Origin of the sequence: Pseudomonas sp. S06B 330 (assembly GCF_002845275.2) — a bacterium.
In the GTDB taxonomy this organism is placed as follows: domain Bacteria; phylum Pseudomonadota; class Gammaproteobacteria; order Pseudomonadales; family Pseudomonadaceae; genus Aquipseudomonas.
Genome location: NZ_CP088149.1, coordinates 2268405 through 2291295, shown reverse-complemented (window position 1 = coordinate 2291295; position 22891 = coordinate 2268405). Strand labels below are relative to the sequence as shown.

The window sequence follows — 22891 nt, the reverse complement described above, 5'->3', positions numbered from 1 at the left end:
TGCGGGGTAATGCGCTAGATATCTATGGCCACGCCTTGACCCCATTGAAGTGGACGCGGCAAGTGCCAATCTTGTGCATCGGCAAAAAATGCCCGGGCGTTGTCCTCCAGGCTTTCCAAGTGATACCCACCTTCCTGCACGATCAGGCACGGTACACCCAGGCTGCGGATCCGCTCGCCCAATATGGCAAAACCTTCACCCGTTACGGCGACTTTGCTCTGCGGGTCCAGTTCATAGATATCGAAACCAAGTGACAGTACCAGCACCTCAGCGCCGAAGTCGCGCACCGCCGCCAGGGCTATTTCCAGTTGCGCGAGGAAGTCTGCTTCACTGGCACCATGGGCCATCGGCAGGTTGAGGTTGTAGCCCTCGCCTACGCCGCTGCCACATTCGTCGGCAAAGCCAGCGACACCTGGGTAAAAGTTGGTGGGGTCACCGTGCACCGACACGTACAGGACGTCGTCACGTTCGTAGAAGATTTCCTGGATACCCTGACCATGGTGCATGTCGGTGTCGAGCACGGCTACACGGCTAAAGCGCTCGCGTAGCGCCTGGGCAGCAATCGCGGCGTTGTTGAGGTAACAGAAGCCGCCCGCGGCTTCGACGCGGGCGTGGTGCCCGGGTGGTCGGCACAGGGCATACGCGGCAGGTTCGCCATTGAGCAATGCCTTGGCAGCCGCCACCGCACTCTGTGCTGACCAGTAGGCCGAACGCCAGGTCAGCTCGCCCACCGGGCAACTGCCGTCCGCCAGATAGCGTGCGGCCTGGGCCAGGATACCGCGCAAGGCATTGGGCTCACGGACGAAGATGTTCGACATCACTTCATCGCCCCAGTCTTCGGGAATTTCCTTCCAACGCGGGTGCGCCTCCTCCAGAAAGGTCAGGTACGGCGCGCCATGCACCGCCAGCAGGGGCTGCAAGCCGGCATCCTCTGGCTGGGTGATGTCGAAGCCCAGCTGCTGCGCCGCCTGCAATAGATGGCGGGCGCGCTCGGGGACTTCCTGCGGGGTGCGCATCTGGCCGCGGGAGTAGTAGCTGCGTGGATGGTGCAGGAGTTGTTCGGGGTGGAAATAGCAACGCATTGGCTTCTCCTTATTCGCTGCGACCGGCACGAGCCAGCACGGCATTGAGCAATACATCGGCGCCCTGGCGTACGTCCTCGGGCAATACGTCTTCGGCCTCGTTGTGGCTCAAACCGCCCACGCAGGGGATGAACACCATGGCGGTCGGGCAGTAACGCGCCAACAGAATTGCATCGTGGCCGGCACCGCTGACAATCGATTGTTGCGCGTAGCCAAGTTCATCCACGGCAGCCTGCACAGCGGCCACGCACTCGGCATCGAATGGTGTTGCTGGGCTGACCCAGTGACGGCTGATGCTGACGTTAAGGCCGCGTTGAGCGGCAATGGCTTGTAGGCGCTTGGTGACCTGTTGTTCCATCTCATCAATGGCGCTGTCGAGGGGATGACGCAGGTCGACGGTGAAGCGCAGCAGCCCGGGAATCGTGTTGCGCGAGGACTTGGCGATACTCAGTTCACCCACCGTAGTCAGGCCCTGAGGGGCGAAGTCACAGGCCAGCTGTTCAATCTCCTGGATCATCGGCGCAGCGCCATAGAGGGCGTCCTTGCGCAGCGGCATCGGTGTGGTACCGGCATGCGCGGCCATGCCTTCGACCTGCACGTCGAGCCAGCGAATGGCCTGGCCACCGCTGACCACACCGATGCTCTTGGCGTTGTCCTCAAGGATCGGGCCTTGCTCGATATGCGCCTCAAAGTAGGCGTCCACCGCACCGCCCAAGGGCCGCGTGCCAGCGTAGCCGGTACGCTGCAATGCCTGCGCGACGCTGACGCCATCGGCATCGCGCACCGCCAGGGCATCCTCCAGTTTCATGCTGCCGGTGAACACCGCCGAGCCGAACATCGCCGGGGTGAAGCGTGCGCCTTCTTCATTGGTCCACACCGCGATGTCCAGCGGCTTGCGGGTGTGGATGTGCAGGTCGTTGAGCCTGCGCACCACCTCAAGCCCGGCCAGCACGCCGTACACACCGTCAAATCGGCCACCTTCGGGCTGAGTATCGAGGTGGCTGCCGATCATCACCGGTGCGGCATCGGGATCGCTACCTGGGCGACGGGCAAAGAGGTTGCCGATAGGGTCGACACTCAAGGTCATGCCCGCCTCTCGGCACCAATGGGCGAACAACTCGCGCCCGGCCTGATCGTCTTCACTCAAGGCCAAGCGGCAGCTGCCACCGCGGGTGGTCGCACCGATTTCAGCCATGGCCATCAGGCTCGCCCACAGGCGTTCACCGTTGGATTTCAACATTGCAGGTTCTCCAGAACGCTTCACTAATCAGGCCATTTCCAGGCGATGGGCGGCGGCATGGCGGCGCGCCAGGGCCAGTACGCAGAGCAACGAAACCGCTGCGATCACGCTGTAGAACAGCGCCATCGGCCACCACTGGCCAGCAAACGTGTGCGCCAGCCAAGTGCCCACCAGCGGTGTCAGACCACCGGCGATAGCGCCGCACACCTGGTAGGCCATGGAGATCGCGGTGTAGCGCACGCGGGTCTCGAACATGCCGCTGACGTAGCCGGCGATCACCGCATAGAACGACGCCATGCACACCACCGCCAGGGCAATACCGACAATGATCAGCGGCGCCTGGCCGGAGCTGACCAGGACGAACATCGGATACGGCGAGGCCATGGCCAGCAGCGACACCAGGCAAAGGAACCGCGTAGCGCCTATTTTTTCCGCCACCCAGGCGGCCATCGGCTGAATACAGAACTGAATGATCGCCACCACAAACAGGCACTCGAGAATCAACGAGCGCGGCAACCCCAGTTGCTGGGTGCTGTAGGCAATCATGAAGGTGTTGGTGAAGTACACCCCGGCGATGCCCAGGGTATTGGCACCGATGCACAGCAGTAGCGGTCGCCAGGCGGTGCGCAGCACCTCCATCACCGGTGCTTGCTCCTTGCCCTTGGTTTTACTGGCTTGCTCGCGGCTGGCGAGAAACGCCGGTGATTCATTGACCCCCAGACGAATCGCCAGGCCCACCAGCAGCAACAGCGCGCTGGCCAGGAACGGCAAGCGCCAGCCCCAGCTCATGAGGTCCTCTTCCGGCAAACGGGTCACGGCGCTAAAGGCCAACAACGACAGGATCAAACCGGCCGGGCTGCCCAGCTGGGCGAACGAGGCAAAGAAGTTCCGCCGCCCTTTGGGGGCGTGCTCCCCAGCCATTAACACCGCTCCGCCCCACTCCCCGCCCACGGCAATGCCCTGGACGATACGCAGCAGGATCAGCAACACCGGTGCGGCGGCACCGATCTGACTGTAGGTGGGCAACAAACCAATGCACACCGTGACCACGCCCATCATTACCAACGTGATCACCAACGACTTCTTGCGGCCGATGCGGTCACCGATATGACCAAACACCACACCGCCCAGCGGCCTGGCGAAAAAACCCACGGCGAAGGTGCCGAAGGCGGCCATGGTGCTGAACAGTGTGTCGTCTGAGGGGAAAAACAAGGCGCCGAACACCAACGCCGCAGCCGTGGCGTAGATGTAAAAGTCGTACCACTCGATCATGGTGCCGATAAAGGCGGCAGCCGCAGCCCGGCGGGGCTGGGGCGAAGCGGATGGCTGCATGGATCAGGCTCCTTTGATTATTTTTCTGGCAGGAGAGAACAAGCTGTTCGGGCGCTCTAGGTGGCGCCTGTGTCGGGCGATTTTTCGTCTCGGGGCTATGATTAGTCAATTTTCTATTTATTATCTGCACTATTAGCACCACTTATATTGATGCCATCGAGGCCTGCCCATGCCTGACCGCCTGCTTAACGACCGCCTGGACTGGAACCTGCTGCGCACCTTCCGGGTGATCGGCCAGGAGCTGAGCATCAGCCGCGCCGCCGCGCGCCTGCACCTGACCCAGCCCGCCGTCAGCCAGGCGCTCAAGCGCCTGGAAGAACAATTGGGCCGCCAGTTGATTGCCCGCCGCGGCCCGCGTTTTGCCCTGACCGAAGTGGGTGAACAGATCTTCCACCTGGCCGGGGAAATCTACGGGCAAATGTCGCAGGTCAGCGGCGTGCTGGAGCAACCCGCCGACGAAGTGATTGGCAAAGTGCGGCTGCTGATGATCAGCCGGATCGCCTCCGAGCGCTTTGACGAATTTCTGGCCGACTTCCATCGCCAGCACCCGCGAGTGGAGCTGGAAATCGACGTCATGCGCAGCTCCGACATCGTCAGTGCCCTGCAGGAGAAAACCGCGACCCTGGGCCTGAGCCTCAACCGCCGGCCGCAGCCGCGCCTGGAACAGCAATTGTTCTTGCGCCAGCGCTATGCCTTTTACTGTGGCAAGCACCACGCCTTGTTCGGCCAGCGCAACGTGGCCGAGGGCGACCTGCACAAAGAGAACTTCGTCAGCTTCACCAGCGACCAGATTGGCGGCATGCTCTCGCCGTTGACCATCTTCCGTGACCAGCAAGGCTTTAGCGGGCGCATCGTCGCCTCATCACCGAGCCTGGAGGAAGTGCGGCGGTTGGTGATCGCCGGGTTTGGCATTGGCTGCTTGCCGGCGCACGTGGTAGCGGAAGATGTCGACGCAGGGTTGTTATGGCCGCTGCCGCCCTATGCCGGGATTGCCGATGTCGACATTCACCTGCTGTGGAACCGCGAACAGCGCATGAGCCGGGCGGAGTCGGTGTTTCTCGAGGCCTGTAGAAGCGGGCTTGAGCCCAATAAGGCCTGGCCAGCACCCTCTACAGGCGTTCTGAAGGGGCTTTAAGCTCAGGCCGCCAGCATCCGTCGGTACTCGGCCTCCAGGTAACCGTCCACCGCCTCGATATCCAAGTCACCCTGGCGATACCAGACCTTGAGCTCTTTGAGCGCCAATGTGCCGAAGCGCGCCCAGGCCACCAGGTTGCTGCGCAGCATGAACTGGATCATGTCACCACCAGAGCGTAGCGCCGCATCGGTGCCGTCCACCAGGCACAAGGCACCGTGGCCGATCAGCAGCATGCGCCGCAGTTCCGGGTTGGCCGCCGAGGGGATGCACGCGGCCCAGGGTTGTTGATGGTAGAAACGTTGCTTGACCGTCCACATCAAGCGGGTCAGCAGTTCGGTCACCAGCACCGGGATCGCCAATGCCATGCCATGACGCAAATCGTAACCGCGTTCAAATACCTGGACAGCGACGGTGGCAAAGGTCTGGCGGTGTTGGCCGAATTCACCAACGTCAATGAACTGCAACAACGAGTAAAACGGCATCGGAATACCCGAGCCACGCCCCGTCGCCCCGGAGGAGCCGGCCATGTCGGAAAACAGGTGGCCAAGCCAGTTGGCAAAGGCGGCAAACAGCTTGGTCACCAGGTTCGAGCCCCTGAGCTCAAAGGTCTTGGTGTCGACGCTGATCAACTTGCCGCCGTCGACAAAATGCGCGGTGCTGGTGAACTGGTCAAGGATCGAGAAAAACAAGCCCACAAGGTCCGGCGAATGGGCCAGGCTTTTGATGTGGTGGTTCTTGGTACTCATCTTGAACAGATGATCGACGTCCCCGCCGTGGCGGTGGTCGTAGTTAACCTTGTAGCGTCGCTCCAGAAAGCCGATGGCACTGGCGGTAGGGTCTTTGCCTTCGTTGGGCCCGGTCCAGCCGTTCCAGGCGGCAAACTTCTGCACGGCCTTGTCGGTCATGTCGTCGCTGAACTGCGTCAGCGGCCCCTGCCCCGGCAAGCCAACGAAAAACACATCGATCAGACCACCGATCAAGCCACAGGTGGCTGCGATCATGTAGTCGTACTTATCGCAGTTTGCCCCTTTGAGGGAAAACTCGTCTTTGATGCGCTTTTCCAGGGCGATGCGCTGGCTGGTGCTCATCAGGTGCTGGAAAGGATCCTCAGCGACGGCAAGTTCATGCCGTGCGGCATAGGCCGTCACCTCATCGAGGTAATCCTGCCAGTCGCGTGCAGCGCCGCGGTCGACGCTGTCGAGCAAGGCAATCGGCTCATGCACCAGCGTCACCTCATCAACCTGCACGTAAAAGCTGCTGTCGATCAGCAACGCCTCGTCCGCGTCCATCTCAAAGACGATGTGGTTTTCACTGGCCATGGCTTGCGCCTGGGCCAGCATGCGCTCCAGCTGCAACTGATTCTGCCGTTGCCCGGCGAGCATCTGCTCCAAGGCGCCGTCAAGACGCCCGAGCTGGGCCTGGCCGGCATCGAGCTGGTGGTTCTGCACGAGCATCGCCAGGGCCTGATCGTGCAGCGGCTGCTTATTGCTCACGAGAACAGACCGGTGAGTTTGTCTTTGGCCTTGCCGGCCACATCGGCCGCCGTACTTTTGAGAACATCGCCGACGTTGAAATACCCGATCGCCTCAAAGGCCTTCGCCAGGTTTTCCAGTTCCTGCAGTGATGCGCCAGGTTTGACGGCAAGTTTGGTGACCTCGGTTTTCTGACCGTCTTTCTCCAAGGTAAAGGCACGTTCCTCGTAGAAGCCGCGAATGAAGGCAAAGAGTTCTGCCTTGGTCGGCTCGGCAGTCAGCACGCGCAACTTGCCTTCATCCAGGAACGGCGCGCACCGCAGTTTGGTGGCGCTGCTCTGGGTAGCGCTGGCCTTGTTGTTGAGAACGGTGCCGGCACTGGTCATCTGACTCAGGTGGCTCATCAGCTTTTTGATCTGCGCATCCTGATCGCCGTGCGCGGTAATCGCCTGGTTAAGGCGCACGGTGATGTAGTTGATGTCTTCGATGAGCAGGGAAATCGTCGCCTGGGTCTGCTTGATAACTTCGTTGAGCATCAGTTCGCGGCGCTTGGAGCGGGTCAGTTCGTTGGCCCCGGTGAGCTTGCGGATGCCGGTGTAGGCACCCACGCCGATCAGCACCGCGACACCGATGCCGGTGGCCATGCTCGACAGCCCGAGCATGCCGCCCATGCCCAGGGTGGCCAGCCCCGAGGTCAGGCCTGCGGCGGACATGCCCACCACCGAACCCGACAGGTACACCGCCGCCAATGGCGTGCCCACCGCTGCGGCCTTGGCTGAAAGCACCTTCATGGCCTTGGCGAACTGGTCGTCGGTGACATCGTCCTTGAGCATGTTGTGGTCATGCACAATGGCCGCGACCGCAAGATCAATCTCGCCATCGGTTACCTGCAACAGGCCACGGTACTTTTGCAGAAAAGCGAACTGTTCGATTGACGTGCCGCCGGTGCAGAAGAACAGGTTGATCAAGTCCTTGGTCAGGGAAATATGCACGGACTTGATCTGCCCGGCCGGGCATTGGCTATCGATCAGGCTCAGCAAGTCCTCAAGGGGTGTCACCTCGCCGCTTGCCGTCATGTAGGCACGCAGGCTCAAGCGTGACTCGCTACTCAGGTTCAGGCGCGTCATCAGCAAGAGGATTTCGGCGAACTCCTTCTCATCGATGACGGCATCGTTGTCATAGGCCATGTTGATGATCGCCTTGACGTAGGCGACCTTGACCGCTTCCTGCATCTCATCGATGGGGATCAGCTGCTTCTCTTCCTGAAAGTCGTCAAAGTCGCTGACAACCCCCTGCAACACTGTGGCCAGCACCTCATAGTTGCAGTCGAGCAGGTCCTTGATCACCACCTGACTGCCATCCTCGCGCACGACCAGGAGGGACTGCTCAAGTTTGTCCTTCTTGCTCCCCACCCAGGTTTCCACCCGTTGCACCGAGGCGATGGCGGCAAAACTGATGGCTACGGGGTCGGAGAAACTGGCCCGGTAGATCAGCTGCTCGCCGGTAAACAGCAGGCCATCCTTGCCGCTGCCGAACAGGGTGTTATCGAACAAGGCGACGACATTGGCGGGGTTGTCGCTGTAACCGAACGCCTTGACGGCGTTGTTGAGTTTCTTGTCGTCGATGCCCGGCGCGATCGCGATGTTCTTGGCGGAGACGGCTGCGAGCTGCTCACGCAGGTAGATGTTGACGCTGGCCATGAAAAATCCTTGTAGGGGAGCGCTGCTCAAATGTGTCGATCCTAACGACACTAAAGGCATATTGCCACCACTGAAGATTGAGCTTCTACAGAAGTGTTTATCGATAAAAATCGACTACCGGTCATCGATAACGGACACGACGTCGATTTTATTAGACATCGACCAAAACACACATATCGACCAGAAGCTGCGAAATAGAGCCGTCTAACTGAAAACGCTTGAAACACCGCTGAAACAATTTGTCAGAATTTAATTGACACACCTCAGGCGCCTTCTTATTTTTCCACGGCCTCACCTCTGCAAAGAAAAATAATTCCAAACAAAATACGGGCAAGTGCCATCCATGATGTCAGTCTCTTCACGCGCACCCTACCAGCAGAACAAAGGACCCGTTCTCACCGCTACACCCCGCTCCTTCGGACGCCAGGAGCGCAGCCAGCATGTCCGCTAACCACGCCGCAGTACCCGACGCACACTTCAAAAAGACCCTGAAACTCTGGCAAGTGGTGATCATCGGCCTGGCCTACATCGCGCCGATGACCGTGTTCGACACCTTTGGCATCGTCTCCGGGATCACCGACGGGCACGTGCCCAGCGCCTATGTGCTGGCCCTGCTTGGCATCCTCTTTACCGCCGTGAGCTACGGCGTACTGGTCCGTCGTTTCCCCGAGTCCGGCTCGGCTTACACCTACACCCGTCGGGCGATCAACCCGCATGTCGGCTTTCTGGTCGGCTGGTCGTCACTGCTCGACTACCTGCTGCTGCCGATGGTCAACGCCCTGCTGGCCAAACTCTACCTCTCGGTGATGTTCCCGGAAGTACCGGCCTGGGCCTGGGTGGTCGGCTTCGTGACGATCATGAGCCTGATCAACATCCGTAGCATCAACCTGGTGGCCAACTTCAACACCCTGTTCGTGGCCATCCAGGCGGTTATTATCGGCGTGTTCATCTACCTGACCGTACGCGGCCTGCACAGCGGCGAAGGCTTGGGCACGACCTGGAGCCTGCTGCCGTTTGCCGGTGCAGACACCCACTTCAACGCCCTGGTCGCTGGCGCCACCATTCTGTGCTTCTCGTTCCTGGGCTTCGACGCGGTCACCACTCTGTCGGAGGAAACCGAGAATGCCGAGAAGGTCATCCCGCGGGCGATCTTCCTCATCGCGCTGATCGGCGGCCTGGTGTTCATCATCGTGTCGTTCTACATCCAGTCGTTTTTCCCGACCATGGACCGCTTCCAGGATCACGAAGCCGCCCTGCCGGAAATTGCTCTGTATGTCGGTGGCAAGCTGTTCCAATCGATCTTTATCTGCTGCACCTTCATCAACACCCTGGCCTCGGGCCTGGCTTCGCAAGCCAGTGTCTCGCGCCTGCTGTACGTGATGGGCCGCGATAATGTCATCCCGCGCCGCTACTTCGGCCGCCTGCATGGCAAGTGGAAAACCCCAGCGATCAACATCGTCATCGTCGGTTTCATTTCGCTGTCGGCGATCTTCTTCGACCTGGTAACCGCCACCTCGGTGATCAACTTCGGCGCCTTGGTCGCGTTCAGCTTTGTGAACCTCTCGGTGATCGTGCACTGCTACCTGCGTGAAGGCCGGAGCAAGACCCTGGTGGACAAGATCAAGTACCTGGTGGTGCCCACCCTCGGCTTTTGCATCATCGCCATTCTGTGGCTGGACCTCGATGAACACTCGCTGCTGTTCGGCGGCGTGTGGGCCGCGCTGGGTGTGTTATATCTGGCGTATCTGACCAAAGCCTTCAAGGTTGCGCCACCGAGCTTCATTGCCGAGTAGTGCTTCAAAGCGAAACAGCCCGTCGATCATGACGGGCTTTTGCGTTCAATACCTCCAACAATAAGGACGTCCCCATGTTGCTGCGCCGCCTCCTCATTCAATGGAAGATCACCCTGCTGGCCGGCCTCTGCCTGCTGGCCATCGTGGTGCTGCTAATGGGGGCCGCGCTGTTTCAGTCCAGCCGCAGTGCCGCGCTGGTCAACAGCGCTAACACGCAAATGCTCGACCAAAATGCCCGCCTGCGCTTGCACACCTATGCCCAGTTGCAGGCCGTGCGCATCCAGCGCTATTTCAAGGATGCCTACTTGTATGGCAACGGCATTGCCCACCTGATGACAGTGCTCAAGGCCCAAGGTGCCGACAACCTGCGCCAGACACTGACCGCGCAGGCGAAAACGGCACTGGGTGATAACCCTGAGTTGCTGGGCCTGTACGTGGTGTTCCTGCCCGACGCGCTCGATGGCAAGGACAGCGCATTCGTCGATCACACGGACGTGGGCAGCAACGAAACCGGGCGTTTTTCCTTGTACTGGTCGCAACCGCAACCGGGTCAACTTGATTCAGAGGCGATGCCCGAATCGATGCTCGCCGACACCAGCCCCGGCGCTAACGGCTTTGCCTACAACCGTTGGCTGACCTGCCCGTTGGAGACCGGTGAAACCTGCGTGATCGATCCCTACTTCGACACCGTCGGCGACCGTACGCCGCTGATGACCAGCATCGCCATCCCGCTCAAACAGGACGGCAAGGTGATTGGCGTCATGGGCCTGGACATCAGCCTCGACAACCTGCAGCAACTGAGCCTCGAGGGACGTCAGGAACTGTTTGACGGCAACGGCCAGGTCAGCATCGTCAGCCCCGCTGGCCTGCTGGCCGGGCACAGCCGTGACGGTAGCCAGCTGAGCAAGACAATCGAAGCGGTTTTCGGTGCGCAAGGCACCGCCTTGAGTGCCCAGATGCGGGCCGGCAAGGCGGCGGAGTTCAATGACAACGGCATGCTGCAGGTCAGTCAGTCGTTCGCCCCGGTGCCCGGCGCACGGCCGTGGAGCGTGTTGCTGGAAGTGCCCGAGCAGGTCTTGCAAGCCCCGGCTGTCGAACTCAATGCACGCCTGGATGCCCACAACAACAGCGCCAACTTGACCAGCCTGCTCATGGCGCTGGGCGCTGCGGTACTGGGCCTGCTGGTGATCTGGATGACTGCCCGTGGCGTGACCCGACCGATCCTCAAGGTCGCTGCGATGCTCAAAGACATCGCCAGCGGTGAAGGCGACCTGACCCGCCGCCTGGACTACTCGCGCGAAGATGAACTGGGTGAGCTGACGGGCTGGTTCAACCGCTTCCTCGACAAGCTGCAACCGGTGATTGCCGACGTCAAAGCCTCGGTCCAGGATGCCCGTGGCACCGCCGACCAGTCGGCAGCCATCGCCAGCCAGACCAGCGCGGGCATGCAACAGCAGTACCGCGAAGTCGACCAGGTGGCCACGGCCTCGCAAGAAATGAGCGCCACTGCCCAGGATGTCGCGCGCAATGCCGCGCAGGCGGCCGAGGCTGCTCGCGGTGCAGACGTGGCCACTCGCGAAGGCCTGGAACTGATCCGCACCACCACCCGTGCCATTGAGCAACTGGCTTGTGAAATGACCGCGGGCATGGAAGAAGTGCAACAGCTGGCCAACCGTAGCGAACAGATCGGCTCGGTGCTTGAAGTGATTCGCTCGATCGCTGAGCAGACCAACCTGCTGGCCTTGAACGCCGCCATTGAAGCGGCGCGTGCCGGCGAGGCCGGTCGCGGTTTTGCCGTGGTCGCCGATGAAGTGCGTAACCTGGCCAAACGCACTCAAGACTCGGTCGATGAGATCCGCGTGGTCATTGAAGGCTTGCAACACGGTACGCGCGAGGTGGTGGGCTCGATGCACAGCAGCCACCGCCAGGCGCAGGGCAGTGTCGCCCAGGCCGAGCAGGCAGTGCCGGCCTTGCAGCGGATTGGCGATGCGGTGGCGGTGATCACCGACATGAACCTGCAGATCGCTTCAGCCGCTGAAGAGCAAAGTGCGGTGGCAGAAGAGGTGAATCGCAACGTCGCCAGCATTCGCGATGTGACCGAATCGCTGTCCGGGCAGGCGCAAGAGTCGGCGCAGATCAGCCAGGCACTGAACCGTCTGGCCAATCATCAACAGGGGCTGATGGCGACGTTCAAGGTCTAGTCGTCATCCTCGTCGTCTCAGTAGCACTCGGGCGATGTTCTCCGGCACATTGGCCTCAATGATTCTGCCAGTCCAGGTCAGCCAGCTTGCGATCATCTGCAGCTGGCGCACGACCGAGTCGAACTGGCGTGCCGAAATGCGCTGGCCGGCCAGCGCATCGTCGTAGCTGTCATTGAGCTCCCTCTCCGTGTAGAGCCTCGTCCCTGTAGTCCCTCCTGTGACCACGATCAGCCAACGGGTCAGCAACACATCGGCTTTCATGACCGCATCGAATACGCCAAACGACCGTTTGTAGCGGGCCTGCGCCTCCGCTTCGCAGCGATCCAGATCGCTGATCGATTGCTGACCTGACTGACACATCACTTCCAGCTGAATGCGATTGAGCATGGCATAGGGGTTCCAGTCCGCTGCCGTTGTACCTTGCCCCACGGCATAGGCCAGTCTGGCGTCATCAAGATGCTTTTGTATGCGCTTATCGAGCACCTTGGATTTCACTTGCGTGGCGCTGTACAGCAGCGTGATATGCGCTTTTCGCTTGAGGGCTCGACCACGCATGACCTGGCGACGGGCCAACACCCCTCCAGGGCTTGCTTCACAGGCATCGCTCAAGTGATTCGCGCGGGTTATGGCTGCCTCAATCAGCTGATTGGCTTTTTTGAAATTCGCACGGGCGGCACTGGCGGCAGGGACCGCCACCAGGTAGGCCTGACGCACCTCCACATCGATCAGTTTTTCCACCGCGGTCATCGGTACGCACCCTCGACCATTGAAGCAGGCTACGGCCCGCAGCAATGCCTCGCGGGCACGGGCCAACGCTTGGGCTTCACTCCACTCGCTGTACAACAGCCCTAAGCCATATTGGACCTCGGCTTGATTGATCCAGTTTTCCGGCAATGCCTTCAGCCTTTTATCGACGTGGTCCCTTAATTGCTCAAAACCGCCTCTGGCTGTTGAGGGATTCGGGTTTGCCGCCATCAGCCGCAGTTCCTCAAGCCAGTCGAGCAATTCCGGAGAGCCGCGCAGACAGCTACTATTTCCATCACCTGAAGGTAACAGCCGCAGTTGGAATAACGGATCACCATAAGCCTGGTAAGCCCCCCAGGTGTTACAGCTGGGGTATTGCTCCAGGGTCTCCAGGCGCGCGCAGGCAATGGCTTCGGCAAAAGGGTCGCCGTGAATGGCCAGGCGACTGAAGAAGCTTTCAGAGAAACAACAGGCCGCATTGTCCTCGACCTCCCAGCCTGCGGCCACGACACACCGCACGCCCATGTTGATCAGCTCTTGCGCCAAACCGGCTGCCAGGCGGTTGCCGCCTGGCTCAAAGCCCGACACCTTGCCAAGGTGGCAACAGCTCAAGAACACCAAATCCGGCACGATCTCCATCCGATCAATTTCAGCGGCCGTCAGCAGCAAACCATCAGACAGCACCACGCCGCTACGCGACTGCCCGTTGCTGTCTTTACTCTGGTACACACCATGGGCACAGATCACCAGCACCCGGTAAGGCCTGGCGAACAATTGGTCAAATACTTCAACGGCACTGGCATCGCTGAACAGGCTCCAGGTGGCGTACCCGGCACCGTCGAGCACGCGGCCGACCGCCTCACTTTCGCGTTGGGCGCCAGGCAGGTCCGCCAGCCAATCCGATGAGTGCTGCTGCCCCTTTATCCCGAACTGCGTGAAGTAGCCTCGCGTAGAGGGGTTGCCAATCACACAGGCATTCATGATGTCGGTGCGCACCACTTCGCGCCGGTACCGCTGGGTAATGAACTGACGCACCAGGCGAGTGCGTTTAATCAACGGAACACCATCGCTCTCAAGCATCTCCCACGGCAGATTGGCGCTGCTGTCATCCAGCACCAGGATCAGATTGTCCGATTTGCGCACCGCGCTTTTGAAGCCGAGCGGGAGCATCAACTGGAACAGACTGTTGCCGAAAAACGCCGAGGAATCGTAGCGGGTGCTGTTCTGCCCGCGCAGGGCACTGTCGACCATTTTCTCCAACAACCCAGGCTGACGTTGATCGACCAGCGCCTCGACCCTGGCACGCTGCCCCATGTACAGGTAATTGAAACGTTGCGCGGGCTTGCTGCCACTGTCGTTGCTAGTTTCAGGATCGCTGCTACCTCTCCCCCCGTCAGCATTACTGACCTGCAACCGCGGCCAGTAATCACTTGGCGACGTTACGCTCAAGCGCGGTCTGGCGCCTTCACCGAACTGCACGGCCTGAGCCAGCTCCAGTTGGCTGTTCAGCCGTGAAAGCTCGCCCGACAGTTCGTGATCGAGAGTCGCCACCGCGTAGCCGGCGCAGATTGCCGCATCAACAAACATCTCGACAATATCCAGTCGAGTCACCGATGCAGCACGCCCTGTGGCGCCCGTACAAACGGCGGCATATTGGCGATTTGCCTGCAACACCCCCAGGGTGATGGCACGGATCGACTCATCAACCGTCAATTGGGCACTGGAGTTGGTACCCAGAAGCAAACTGGCGATATGCAGATGCAACGGGGCGTCGGGCTTGCTGGGGTCGTCCAGGCGCTTTGCCTGTGCGTATTGGTCCACGGCGTTCAGTAGGTAACGCAACACACCGCTGCGCACCGCCTGGGTCACGACTTCAGCGGTCAGTTCGCTCATTTCGCCGAGGCCTACAATCAGCGCACCACGCCCTGTTTCACGGTGTACCTCCTCGGCCGTACGAGGCACCAGCACCACCGTGGCGTTACCCAGCTCGCCGGAGTGCAAGCCCAGACGCTGGCGCTGGGACAGCGCGCCGTTTACCAACGTCTGATCGATGGTGGCTTCGGCGCCGGAAATCGAATCACTCCGGTAGTGACCGCAGATAAGCGGTACCTGGATGCAGCTCAGGTTCATTGCCAGGACATTGATTTGCAGTGTTGTCAGCTCAGGCTTGGGCTCCAGGCGGTTGGCGCTGCCAAGCACCTGTCCGAACAATTGGGCATCGGTCGGATAGGCCACCGGCCCACCACGAAAACTCACCAAAACGCTGGAGCGCTCGCCTGCGCGACTCGTGGGCAGGCGCTGCAGACGCTTGGGTGTGCGTTTGAGCAACAAGCATTCAATCTCGGAAAAATAGTCTTTGCTCGACGCAAGCTCGCCGTGCTTCACCGGCATGTACCAATAGCGGTTGTCTGGCAAGTTGGCCAGTTGACCGGAGCGCCAGGTCACGGTGCCGTCGCCCTGCGCAGTGCCCCTCAGCATCAGCTGCTCGCCGCTGATATCCAGCCCACAGGGCGTATTCTTACCTTGACCATAGATATAGCTGACCCGCTCTGGCGCGAAATCGATCCATTGATTGTCTGCAAGTGCTCGCCAGTACGCCTTCACCTGCGTCAGTACGGTAGCGCCAGGACGTGCGCCCAGTTCGTCGCCGAACCAGAAGTCATTATTCTTCAGGGCCAATTGGCTCCAACTGGCCGCCGCGAAGAAATCCACCGGGCTATTCCCGCCGACGTCCTCGAATCCGGGGGCAGGCAACAAATGCAAGGCGCCCGGGAATGCCGCAACAATCTGCAGAATCGTCGGCAATTTGTTATTCACGTCGACCCGGGCCAGCATACGAATGGTGTCAGACTGACCGAGCAGGGTCTCAACCATGGAGTAGGCGCCATGATTCGGAGTCCCCAGCATCACCACCAGCCCATCGGCATGGGTTACCAGATCCGCCCATAACGTGGTGTCTTGCGCGAAGGCTGCGCGAACGACCAGCCCACCCATGCTGTGGGCCAATAAACGAATGCTCTTTTTCGGCTGCTGGGCAAGTTGCTCGCGCAACGCCAAGGCGAGTTCGCGGCCAAGTTGCTGCAATGGCTGTCGCCAGTCGTAGTCATAGTCGATGACGTCAGAATGGGTGGCACTGAGATAGTCGTGCAAATCCTTGTAGGCCAGCTCGATCAGCGCATGGCTTTCTACGTTCGGCGCGTCGAAGGCAATACCGCCCAACCCTTTGAGCGCAAGGTGGAGGGGATCAAGCCAGACCGTATCAGCCCCCACTTGCAAGCTGCTGCCCATGATGCCGGGCACTATGTACACCACCGTTTCGGTCACTTGCAGGCTCTTGACCAATATGACTTCGTCAGCGGAACGTTGCTCGTCTCGCGCAACGGCCGACTGACCTCTGTCCAACAGCCAGTCGCTCAGGCTACTGGGCAGCGGCCGATTACGGTAACTGACCGCATCGCGAAAATAATGGAAGTGGTTGACCTGCGGCCCTTCAACCGCCATGGCATGGGCCTCTTGAACATGATCGAACAGTCCGCCGTACATGGAGTCGGTGTTGACTACCAGATCATTACGGGCTCGATCGAATAGCGCCCAGTTGACGAACATGTAACCCACGCGTTCCAGAATCCCGCTGGCCGAGTCGTCGGTATCACCGGCCACAATGGCCATCTTCAGCTTCGCCAGTGGCACAGCCCGTGCCAGCAACATCGCCATCGGGGCCTCGGGCAACATGGCCTCGATGCCAGGTACCACTTGCGGTTGCAGGCGTTTATCGGCGATTTCCAAGACCACGCGTTCGAGCAGTTTCAGGCTGCGGGCAGCAGCCTGACCGGCCAGCCCTCCAGCCACTGGCGTAGCAACAGCGCCGACGGCTGCACCAATACCCCAGGTAGCAAACTTGCGCACCAGGTTCAGCAGGCAGGAAAGAAACACATCGAGGTTGTCAGACAGCAACGCCGTACCACGAGCGGGGGCTGCGACGCGTACATAATGGGTGACGTTGATTTGCTTGGCCTTGAGCAGGCTCACAAGGTGGTGGAGTTTGGCCTGTTCTGTCTCAGCAAAGGCCAAGCGCTGCTCGGCCAACGTCGGGTCGTGTTTTTCCCGCTCGACTTCATCGGGTCTGGGCTCACGACGATAGCGCTTGATCCACTCCGGCAAGTGCGGGGCATTGGGATCCATGCACAGTAAATCGGCAACCAAGCCACCGCGCGAATGGCTGATTATCTGCAACTGAGCCTTGTCTGGCAGTTGCAGGACAGCTTGCAGCGCGTTGTCGATTGGGCTTTGCGAGAACGTACGATGTTCAAGGCCGACAATCTGGTTGGCGAACTTCAGTTGCAGGTCCTTCCAGGCTGCAGTGCTGGGCAATTCACCGAAGCTGCCAAGGGTATGCGAGCCAGTCCCGTGAATGAACAACAAAATCGGCTTATCCGCCTGCAGCGCTTTCTCGTTGGCAATCATGTCCTGCGAAGTTAATGCCCCGCCGTTCCAGCGATACAGCCCAGGAGGACCGGCCAGTTGGCCTTCGATGGCCGTCATCAGCGCCGTGGCGCCCTTGAGCGCTGCCCAGTCGACGGCCACACCACCGACTTTATCGGTGATCAATGACTTGGCCACCTCCGTGATGGCGTCATCGTCGAGTACCAGTTGCCTGACCTGCCGCCAGATCCAATCCGCTGCGCCACGGTTCTTGCCTTGGATATCGGTGAAGCGGGCCAAATCAATCGCGCCATCGCTATCGACAACATCCGGCCGGGTGCGGCGCAATTGTTCGACCAGGGCATCGGTTCGAATGAACACCGTCGAGCCATCGCTAGCCTCCAGCGCCAGCAACGCACGAGGGTCGTGCAAGGTTTCGCTGCGAGGGGCGTCACCGGCTCGGGCGGCGCGCGCCAATTGCCAGGTGTGCAGAACGCGTACGTTCTCCAGGGTAGTGAACGCCCCGCCACTGGCGCTTCGACTTGCTCGCGCGCCACGCGACGGAGCTGCGATGGGCCCACCATCAGCGTGTTGTGAGAGGGGTAATTTGATCAGTGGAGGGGCGTCGGTCGGTTTCACAATCATTCCCTCTGCGCGAGGCAAATCATGGGGTGCTGATCTGAAACCTGTGTACTACGTCAACCAACACAGTGAAGTAAGGCTTAAACTTCGCATCGACAACGCCAAGTGTTTCAGGGCAAACAGTGGCTGAGCCATGGCAATTAGCTACTCCACCTATCCTTCACTAAAGTTCACGCCTTTCTATCTATCAAGCCCCGGTTGATCTTAATGCGTGCTGCGGCCGTTACCGATCAGTGCGTAGCCTTCGATCAAGCCAGGCATCCGCCCTCCTCATGTGTGTTCAGCCAATGCTGTGCCACACCCGCCGGTCACGCGCCAGCAACTCGTCGGCGGCGGCTGGGCCGTCTTCACCGGCGGCATAGGGCTGTACCTCCCCGGCCTCTTTCCAGGCATCGAGAAACGGTTGCACTGCACGCCAGCCGTTCTCGATATTGTCGGCACGCTGGAACAGGGTCTGGTCACCGGTCAGGCAGTCGTAGATCAAGGTCTCGTAGCCGGTGGACGGCTGCATCTTGAAGAAGTCTTTGTAGGCGAACCCCAGCTCGACGTTCTCCATGGCCAGCGCCGGCCCCGGACGTTTGGCTTGCAGGTCGAACCACATCCCTTCGTTAGGCTGGATCTGAATCTTCAGGTAGTTGGGTTTGAGCTTTTCGACCTCGGTGTCACGAAACTGCGCATAGGGCGCCGGCTTGAAGCAGATGGCGATTTCGGTGTCACGTACGCTCATGCGCTTGCCGGTACGCAGGTAGAACGGCACGCCCACCCAACGCCAATTGTCGATCATTACCTTCAGGGCCACATAGGTCTCGGTCTGGCTGGCCGGATCCACCCGTGGCTCTTGCCGGTACCCGGGCAATTTCTTGCGGCCCAGCTTGCCAGCGGTGTACTGCCCGCGTACGGAGTTCTTCAGGGCCATGGTCTTCGACCAGGGTCGGATGGCACCGATTACCTTGGCCTTTTCACTGCGCACGGCATCGGCGCCGAAGGCCGCTGGCGGCTCCATGGCGACCATCGCCAGGAGCTGGAACAGGTGGTTGGGCACCATGTCGCGCAAGGCACCGGTGTGGTCATAAAACGCGCCGCGACTCTCCACGCCGACCGTTTCAGCGGCGGTGATCTGTACATGATCGATGTAATGGTTGTTCCAGAAGGCTTCGAACAGGCCGTTGGAAAAACGGCTGACCAGGATGTTCTGCACCGTCTCCTTGCCCAGGTAATGGTCGATACGATAGATCTGTTTTTCGTTCATGACTTTGAGCAGGCAGGCATTGAGCGCCTCGGCGCTGGCCAGGTCCGAGCCAAAGGGTTTTTCCACTACCACGCGGCGAAAGCCGGTGCTTTCATCCAGTAATCCGGCAGCGCCCAGGCGCTGTACCACTTCGCTGAAAAAACGCGGTGAGGTGGCCAGGTAGAACACCGCATTGCTGCTGGGGTTCTTTTCGATGCGCCGGGCAATAGCCTGGTAGGTGGCGTCATCGAGAAAGTCGCCGGTCAGGTAACTGATGCGCTTGGCCAGTCGACTCCAGAGCTTTTCGTCGAGGCATTTTTCGGTGCCTTCCCTACCCTTGTCGCGCTCGTGCATGAACGCTTCCAGGCGATCAGCAAACTCGGCGTCGGTGGCGCTGTTATGGTCCACGCCAACGATGCGCAGGTTTTTATCCAGCAGCCCATCGCGGCTGAGGTTGTACAGGGCTGGCATCAACAGGCGCTTGACCAGATCGCCATTGGCGCCAAACAGAAACAGGGTGCAGGGTGGTGCGGCTTCGATCTGTGTATCGCTCATTCGGCTTTCTTCTCTACATGACCACCAAAACCGAAGCGCATGGCCGAGAGCATCCGGTCAGCGTAAGTGCCTTGCTGCTGGCGTGAACGAAAGCGCGCGAACAATGCACTGGACAGCACCGGCACCGGCACTGCCTGTTCCACCGCAGCGTCAATGGTCCAACGCCCTTCGCCACTGTCGGCCACTGAACCGCTGTACTCCTTGAGCTGCGGATCAGCCACCAGGGCATCGGCGGTCAGGTCCAGCAACCAGGAGGTGACCACACTGCCGCGTCGCCAGACTTCAGCGATTTCAGCCAGGTTGAGATCGAAGCGCTGCTCCACCGGCAAGGCATCACTGCCCTTGCTCTTGAGGATGTCGAAGCCTTCGGCATACGCCTGCATCAGGCCGTACTCGATGCCGTTGTGAATCATCTTCACATAATGCCCTGCACCCGCCGGCCCGGCATGGATATAACCTTGTTCGGCACGCTCGGGCGCACCCTGACGCCCTCGGGTACGCGGGATAACACCAACGCCGGGGGCGAGACTTGCGAACAAGGGGTCGAGACGATCAACCACGGCTTTTTCGCCGCCGATCATCATGCAGTAACCGCGCTCCAGGCCCCAGACGCCGCCGGAAGTGCCCACGTCGATATAGTGCAGCTGACGCTTGCCCAGATCGGCGGCGCGGCGCACATCATCTTTATAGAAGGTGTTGCCGCCGTCGATGATCACATCGTCAGCGTCGAGCAGGTCGGCCAGGTGTGCGATGGTCTGCTCGGTGGGCTCGCCGGCCGGCAACATCACCCAGACTGCCCGGGGCTTTTCCAGCTTGCCGACCAGCGCTCCTAGGTCATGGGCGCCTTGCGCGCCTTCAGCCACCAGGGTTTCCACGGCCTGGCGCTCACGGTCATGGACCACCGTACGGTGGCCGTCGCGCATTAAGCGCCTTGCGATATTGCCGCCCATGCGGCCCAGCCCGACGATTCCCAGTTGCATGTGCCGATGCTCCCCTTGAAATGAAAACTAAGCGTTCAAGCCTTCAAGGTTAGTCCAGCCTGCGCAGCCTTGGTTCATCGACGAACGGCAAGACAGCGAGAAACAAAAAAGTTCCCATGACAGAAAAAAGAATTCAGAATCCCCGCCCGATTGAGCAGCTACGCTTGTAACGACGACCAGCCCTTCACGAGGTGTGCAATGGCAACCCTTCTACCGAAAATGCCGCCCCAGACCCTCTACGTGACGGTTCACCGGGATGAACTGCGCCGCTTGCGCGAAGAACGCGACCAGCTCCAGCAGCAGGTGGCGAAGCTGAGCCTGCAATTGCAGCAAGCCCAGGCGGGTACTTCAGCTACTCCCGCTTGAGCCGGGATTCACCCTCTCACCCCCCGCGTCAGCAGCCCTGCTGACGCGCGATCTCCTCGACCTCATCGAACGGTGACTGCACCGTTATTGTGCAGCGCGCAACTAAAGTGACCGACGGGTCACACTTCTTTCGTATCTCTCCTACACTCAGTATTCGGCCACGAGATTGTCTGGAAAACACGACTAAAAAAAGTCGAACTTTCTGAAATCGCAGTAGGTCAGCAAGTAAGGAGGCCCACGCTTCTGGCTACCCAGGCGCGGCCTACTCACCCCAATCAGTTACCACGCCGTCGGTCGGAACGCCGATGTGCGTAGCGCTTGCGCGCAGGATTTCGGCGCATGGATTGCTATGCAGTTTCATCCACAGAGAGATGCCGTTAAGACACAAAACAAAATGGGTGGCCACACCCGCAACATAGGGACGGAGAGAAGTATGATCAGTGCCGCTGTCGAACCTCATGTAGAGCATTTCACCCCGGACAACCGTGTGCCGCTGGCCACGGACTTCAGTACGACAGCCAAGGCACCTGGTACCGATTCGCGGCACAATCCACACAAGCGCAGAGTCTTGTTCGTCACGTCGGAAATTGCTGACCTGGTCAAGACCGGCGGTCTGGGTGACGTTTCCGCCGCCCTGCCGCGGGCGATGCGGCATCTGCACGACGTACGCGTGTTGATTCCTGGTTACCCGCAAGTGCTGGAGAGCGAAAACCCCATTCACCTGGTCGGTGAACTGGGCGGCCATGCCGCCCTGCCGCCTTGCAAGATTGGGCGCATGGACCTGGCCGACGGCCTGGTCATTTATGTACTGATCTGCCCAGAACTGTACCAGCGCGAAGGCACGCCCTATGGCGCCAACAACGGCCGCGACTGGCCGGACAACCACATTCGTTTTGCCCGCCTGGGCCTGGCCGCCGCCGAGATCGCCGCGGGTGAAGGCATGGTTCACTGGAAACCTGACCTGGTCCATGCCCACGACTGGCCAGCAGGGTTGGCCCCTGCTTACATGCATTGGCGTGGCCTGAAAACGCCCACCTTGTTCACCATTCACAACCTGGCCTATCAGGGCGTCGTCAGTCGCGCCTGCTGCCCGGAGTTGGCCATTCCCGCGCATGCCCTGCAACAAGAAGGCATGGAGTTTTACGGCAAGCTGTCGTTCCTCAAAGCGGGCCTGGCCTATTCCAGTCATATCACCACGGTCAGCGCTACTTACGCCCGGGAAATCACCACACCGGCGTTTGGTTGCGGCCTGGATGGCTTTCTCGGCAGCAAAGCCCAACAAGGCTTGCTCAGCGGCATCCCCAACGGCATTGACGAAAGCTGGGACTCGGCCAGCGACCCGCACCTGGCCCACCCCTTCAGCCTCAATGACTGGGAAGGCAAAGCGGCCAATAGCCGCCAGGTCCGCGAACTGTTCCAACTTGAGCCCTCCAGCGGGCCATTGTTTGCCGTGGTTTCACGCCTGGTTTATCAGAAGGGCCTGGACCTGACTTTGGGCGTCGCCGACTACATCGTCAGCCAGGGCGGGCAGATCGCAATCATTGGCCGTGGTGAACCGGAAGAAGAGCACGCCATGCGTGAACTGGCGCTGCGCCACCCAGGGCAGGTCGGCGTACGCATCGGCTTCAATGAAACCGATGCCAGGCGCATGTTCGCCGGCAGCGATTTTTTGCTGATGCCTTCACGCTACGAGCCCTGCGGCCTGAGTCAGATGTATGCGCAGCGCTTCGGCTCGCTGCCGGTGGCGCGTAACACTGGCGGGCTGGCAGACACCATCGACAACGGCGTTACCGGGTTCCTGTTCGACGAGTCCAACGTCGACAGCTACCGCGAAGCCCTGAGCCGGGCGTTCTACGTCTATGGCAAAAAAAACCTGCTCAACGCCATGCGTTGCCTGGCCATGACCCAACCGTTCAACTGGTGCCAGGCGGTGGAACCTTATGCACGACTTTACGAGGAGCTGGTCGAGCGTTCCCAGGTAATGGCCCGCTGAGGTTGA

General features: G+C 60.3%; 13 protein-coding genes and 1 pseudogene. 6 read left to right on the top strand and 8 right to left on the bottom strand.

Features of this window, described 5'->3' with window-relative positions; all coding sequences use genetic code 11:
* Positions 1–14: 14 nt before the first annotated feature.
* Genes CX511_RS10335 through CX511_RS10325 form a run of 3 tightly spaced genes read right to left on the bottom strand, consistent with a single transcriptional unit; the run spans position 15 to position 3654 of the window.
* Entirely contained in the window at positions 15–1082 is a 1068-nt protein-coding gene (locus CX511_RS10335; protein WP_045184047.1) for a histone deacetylase family protein, read from the bottom strand.
* A gap of 10 nt (positions 1083–1092) precedes the next feature.
* The gene (locus CX511_RS10330) at positions 1093–2322 is read right to left on the bottom strand and encodes a Zn-dependent hydrolase (RefSeq protein ID WP_101292597.1); all 1230 of its coding nucleotides are present in this window, start codon (positions 2320–2322) and stop codon (positions 1093–1095) included.
* A gap of 27 nt (positions 2323–2349) precedes the next feature.
* Positions 2350–3654 carry an MFS transporter gene (locus tag CX511_RS10325; protein ID WP_101292599.1) on the bottom strand — a complete coding sequence of 435 codons (1305 nt, stop codon included), beginning with the start codon at positions 3652–3654 and terminating at the stop codon, positions 2350–2352.
* A gap of 169 nt (positions 3655–3823) precedes the next feature.
* On the opposite strand from CX511_RS10325, the gene CX511_RS10320 reads away from it, so the two are divergent.
* Positions 3824–4789, top strand: a complete 966-nt coding sequence (locus tag CX511_RS10320; protein ID WP_045184055.1) for a LysR family transcriptional regulator — start codon at positions 3824–3826, stop codon at positions 4787–4789.
* A gap of 2 nt (positions 4790–4791) precedes the next feature.
* Here CX511_RS10320 and CX511_RS10315 read toward each other — a convergent pair whose 3' ends face one another.
* Complete coding sequence (locus tag CX511_RS10315) at positions 4792–6282, bottom strand: hypothetical protein (protein WP_101292601.1); 1491 nt, start codon at positions 6280–6282, stop codon at positions 4792–4794.
* A complete protein-coding gene (locus CX511_RS10310; RefSeq protein WP_045184056.1) occupies positions 6279–7961 on the bottom strand; it encodes a hypothetical protein in 1683 nt (560 codons plus the stop codon). The genes CX511_RS10315 and CX511_RS10310 overlap by 4 nt, the downstream gene beginning before the upstream one ends.
* Before the next feature lie 440 nt (positions 7962–8401).
* On the opposite strand from CX511_RS10310, the gene CX511_RS10305 reads away from it, so the two are divergent.
* The 3 genes and pseudogenes from CX511_RS10305 to CX511_RS25625 all read left to right on the top strand — a co-directional run bounded on the left by CX511_RS10305 (position 8402) and on the right by CX511_RS25625 (position 11955).
* Positions 8402–9754, top strand: a complete 1353-nt coding sequence (locus CX511_RS10305) for an APC family permease (protein ID WP_101292603.1) — start codon at positions 8402–8404, stop codon at positions 9752–9754.
* 74 nt (positions 9755–9828) lie between these two features.
* Positions 9829–11097 (top strand): annotated as a pseudogene (locus CX511_RS25630) (methyl-accepting chemotaxis protein); the annotation flags it as partial.
* Between the two features lie 102 nt (positions 11098–11199).
* Positions 11200–11955, top strand: a complete 756-nt coding sequence (locus CX511_RS25625; RefSeq protein ID WP_373432766.1) for a methyl-accepting chemotaxis protein — start codon at positions 11200–11202, stop codon at positions 11953–11955.
* 3 nt (positions 11956–11958) lie between these two features.
* Here the strand turns inward: CX511_RS25625 and CX511_RS10295 are convergent, their stop codons facing one another.
* From CX511_RS10295 to gnd, 3 genes are all read right to left on the bottom strand, one after another.
* On the bottom strand, positions 11959–17760 hold the full coding sequence (locus tag CX511_RS10295) for a CHAT domain-containing protein (protein ID WP_158239999.1): 5802 nt from the start codon (positions 17758–17760) through the stop codon (positions 11959–11961).
* 283 nt (positions 17761–18043) lie between these two features.
* Entirely contained in the window at positions 18044–19546 is a 1503-nt protein-coding gene (zwf, locus tag CX511_RS10290; protein ID WP_045184064.1) for a glucose-6-phosphate dehydrogenase, read from the bottom strand.
* Complete coding sequence (gnd, locus tag CX511_RS10285) at positions 19543–20526, bottom strand: phosphogluconate dehydrogenase (NAD(+)-dependent, decarboxylating) (RefSeq protein WP_045184066.1); 984 nt, start codon at positions 20524–20526, stop codon at positions 19543–19545. Before gnd ends, zwf begins: the two co-directional genes overlap by 4 nt.
* A gap of 198 nt (positions 20527–20724) precedes the next feature.
* On the opposite strand from gnd, the gene CX511_RS10280 reads away from it, so the two are divergent.
* Positions 20725–20892 carry a DUF6026 family protein gene (locus CX511_RS10280; RefSeq protein WP_177327780.1) on the top strand — a complete coding sequence of 56 codons (168 nt, stop codon included), beginning with the start codon at positions 20725–20727 and terminating at the stop codon, positions 20890–20892.
* Between the two features lie 433 nt (positions 20893–21325).
* A complete protein-coding gene (glgA, locus tag CX511_RS10275; RefSeq protein WP_045184069.1) occupies positions 21326–22885 on the top strand; it encodes a glycogen synthase GlgA in 1560 nt (519 codons plus the stop codon).
* Positions 22886–22891 lie beyond the last annotated feature (6 nt).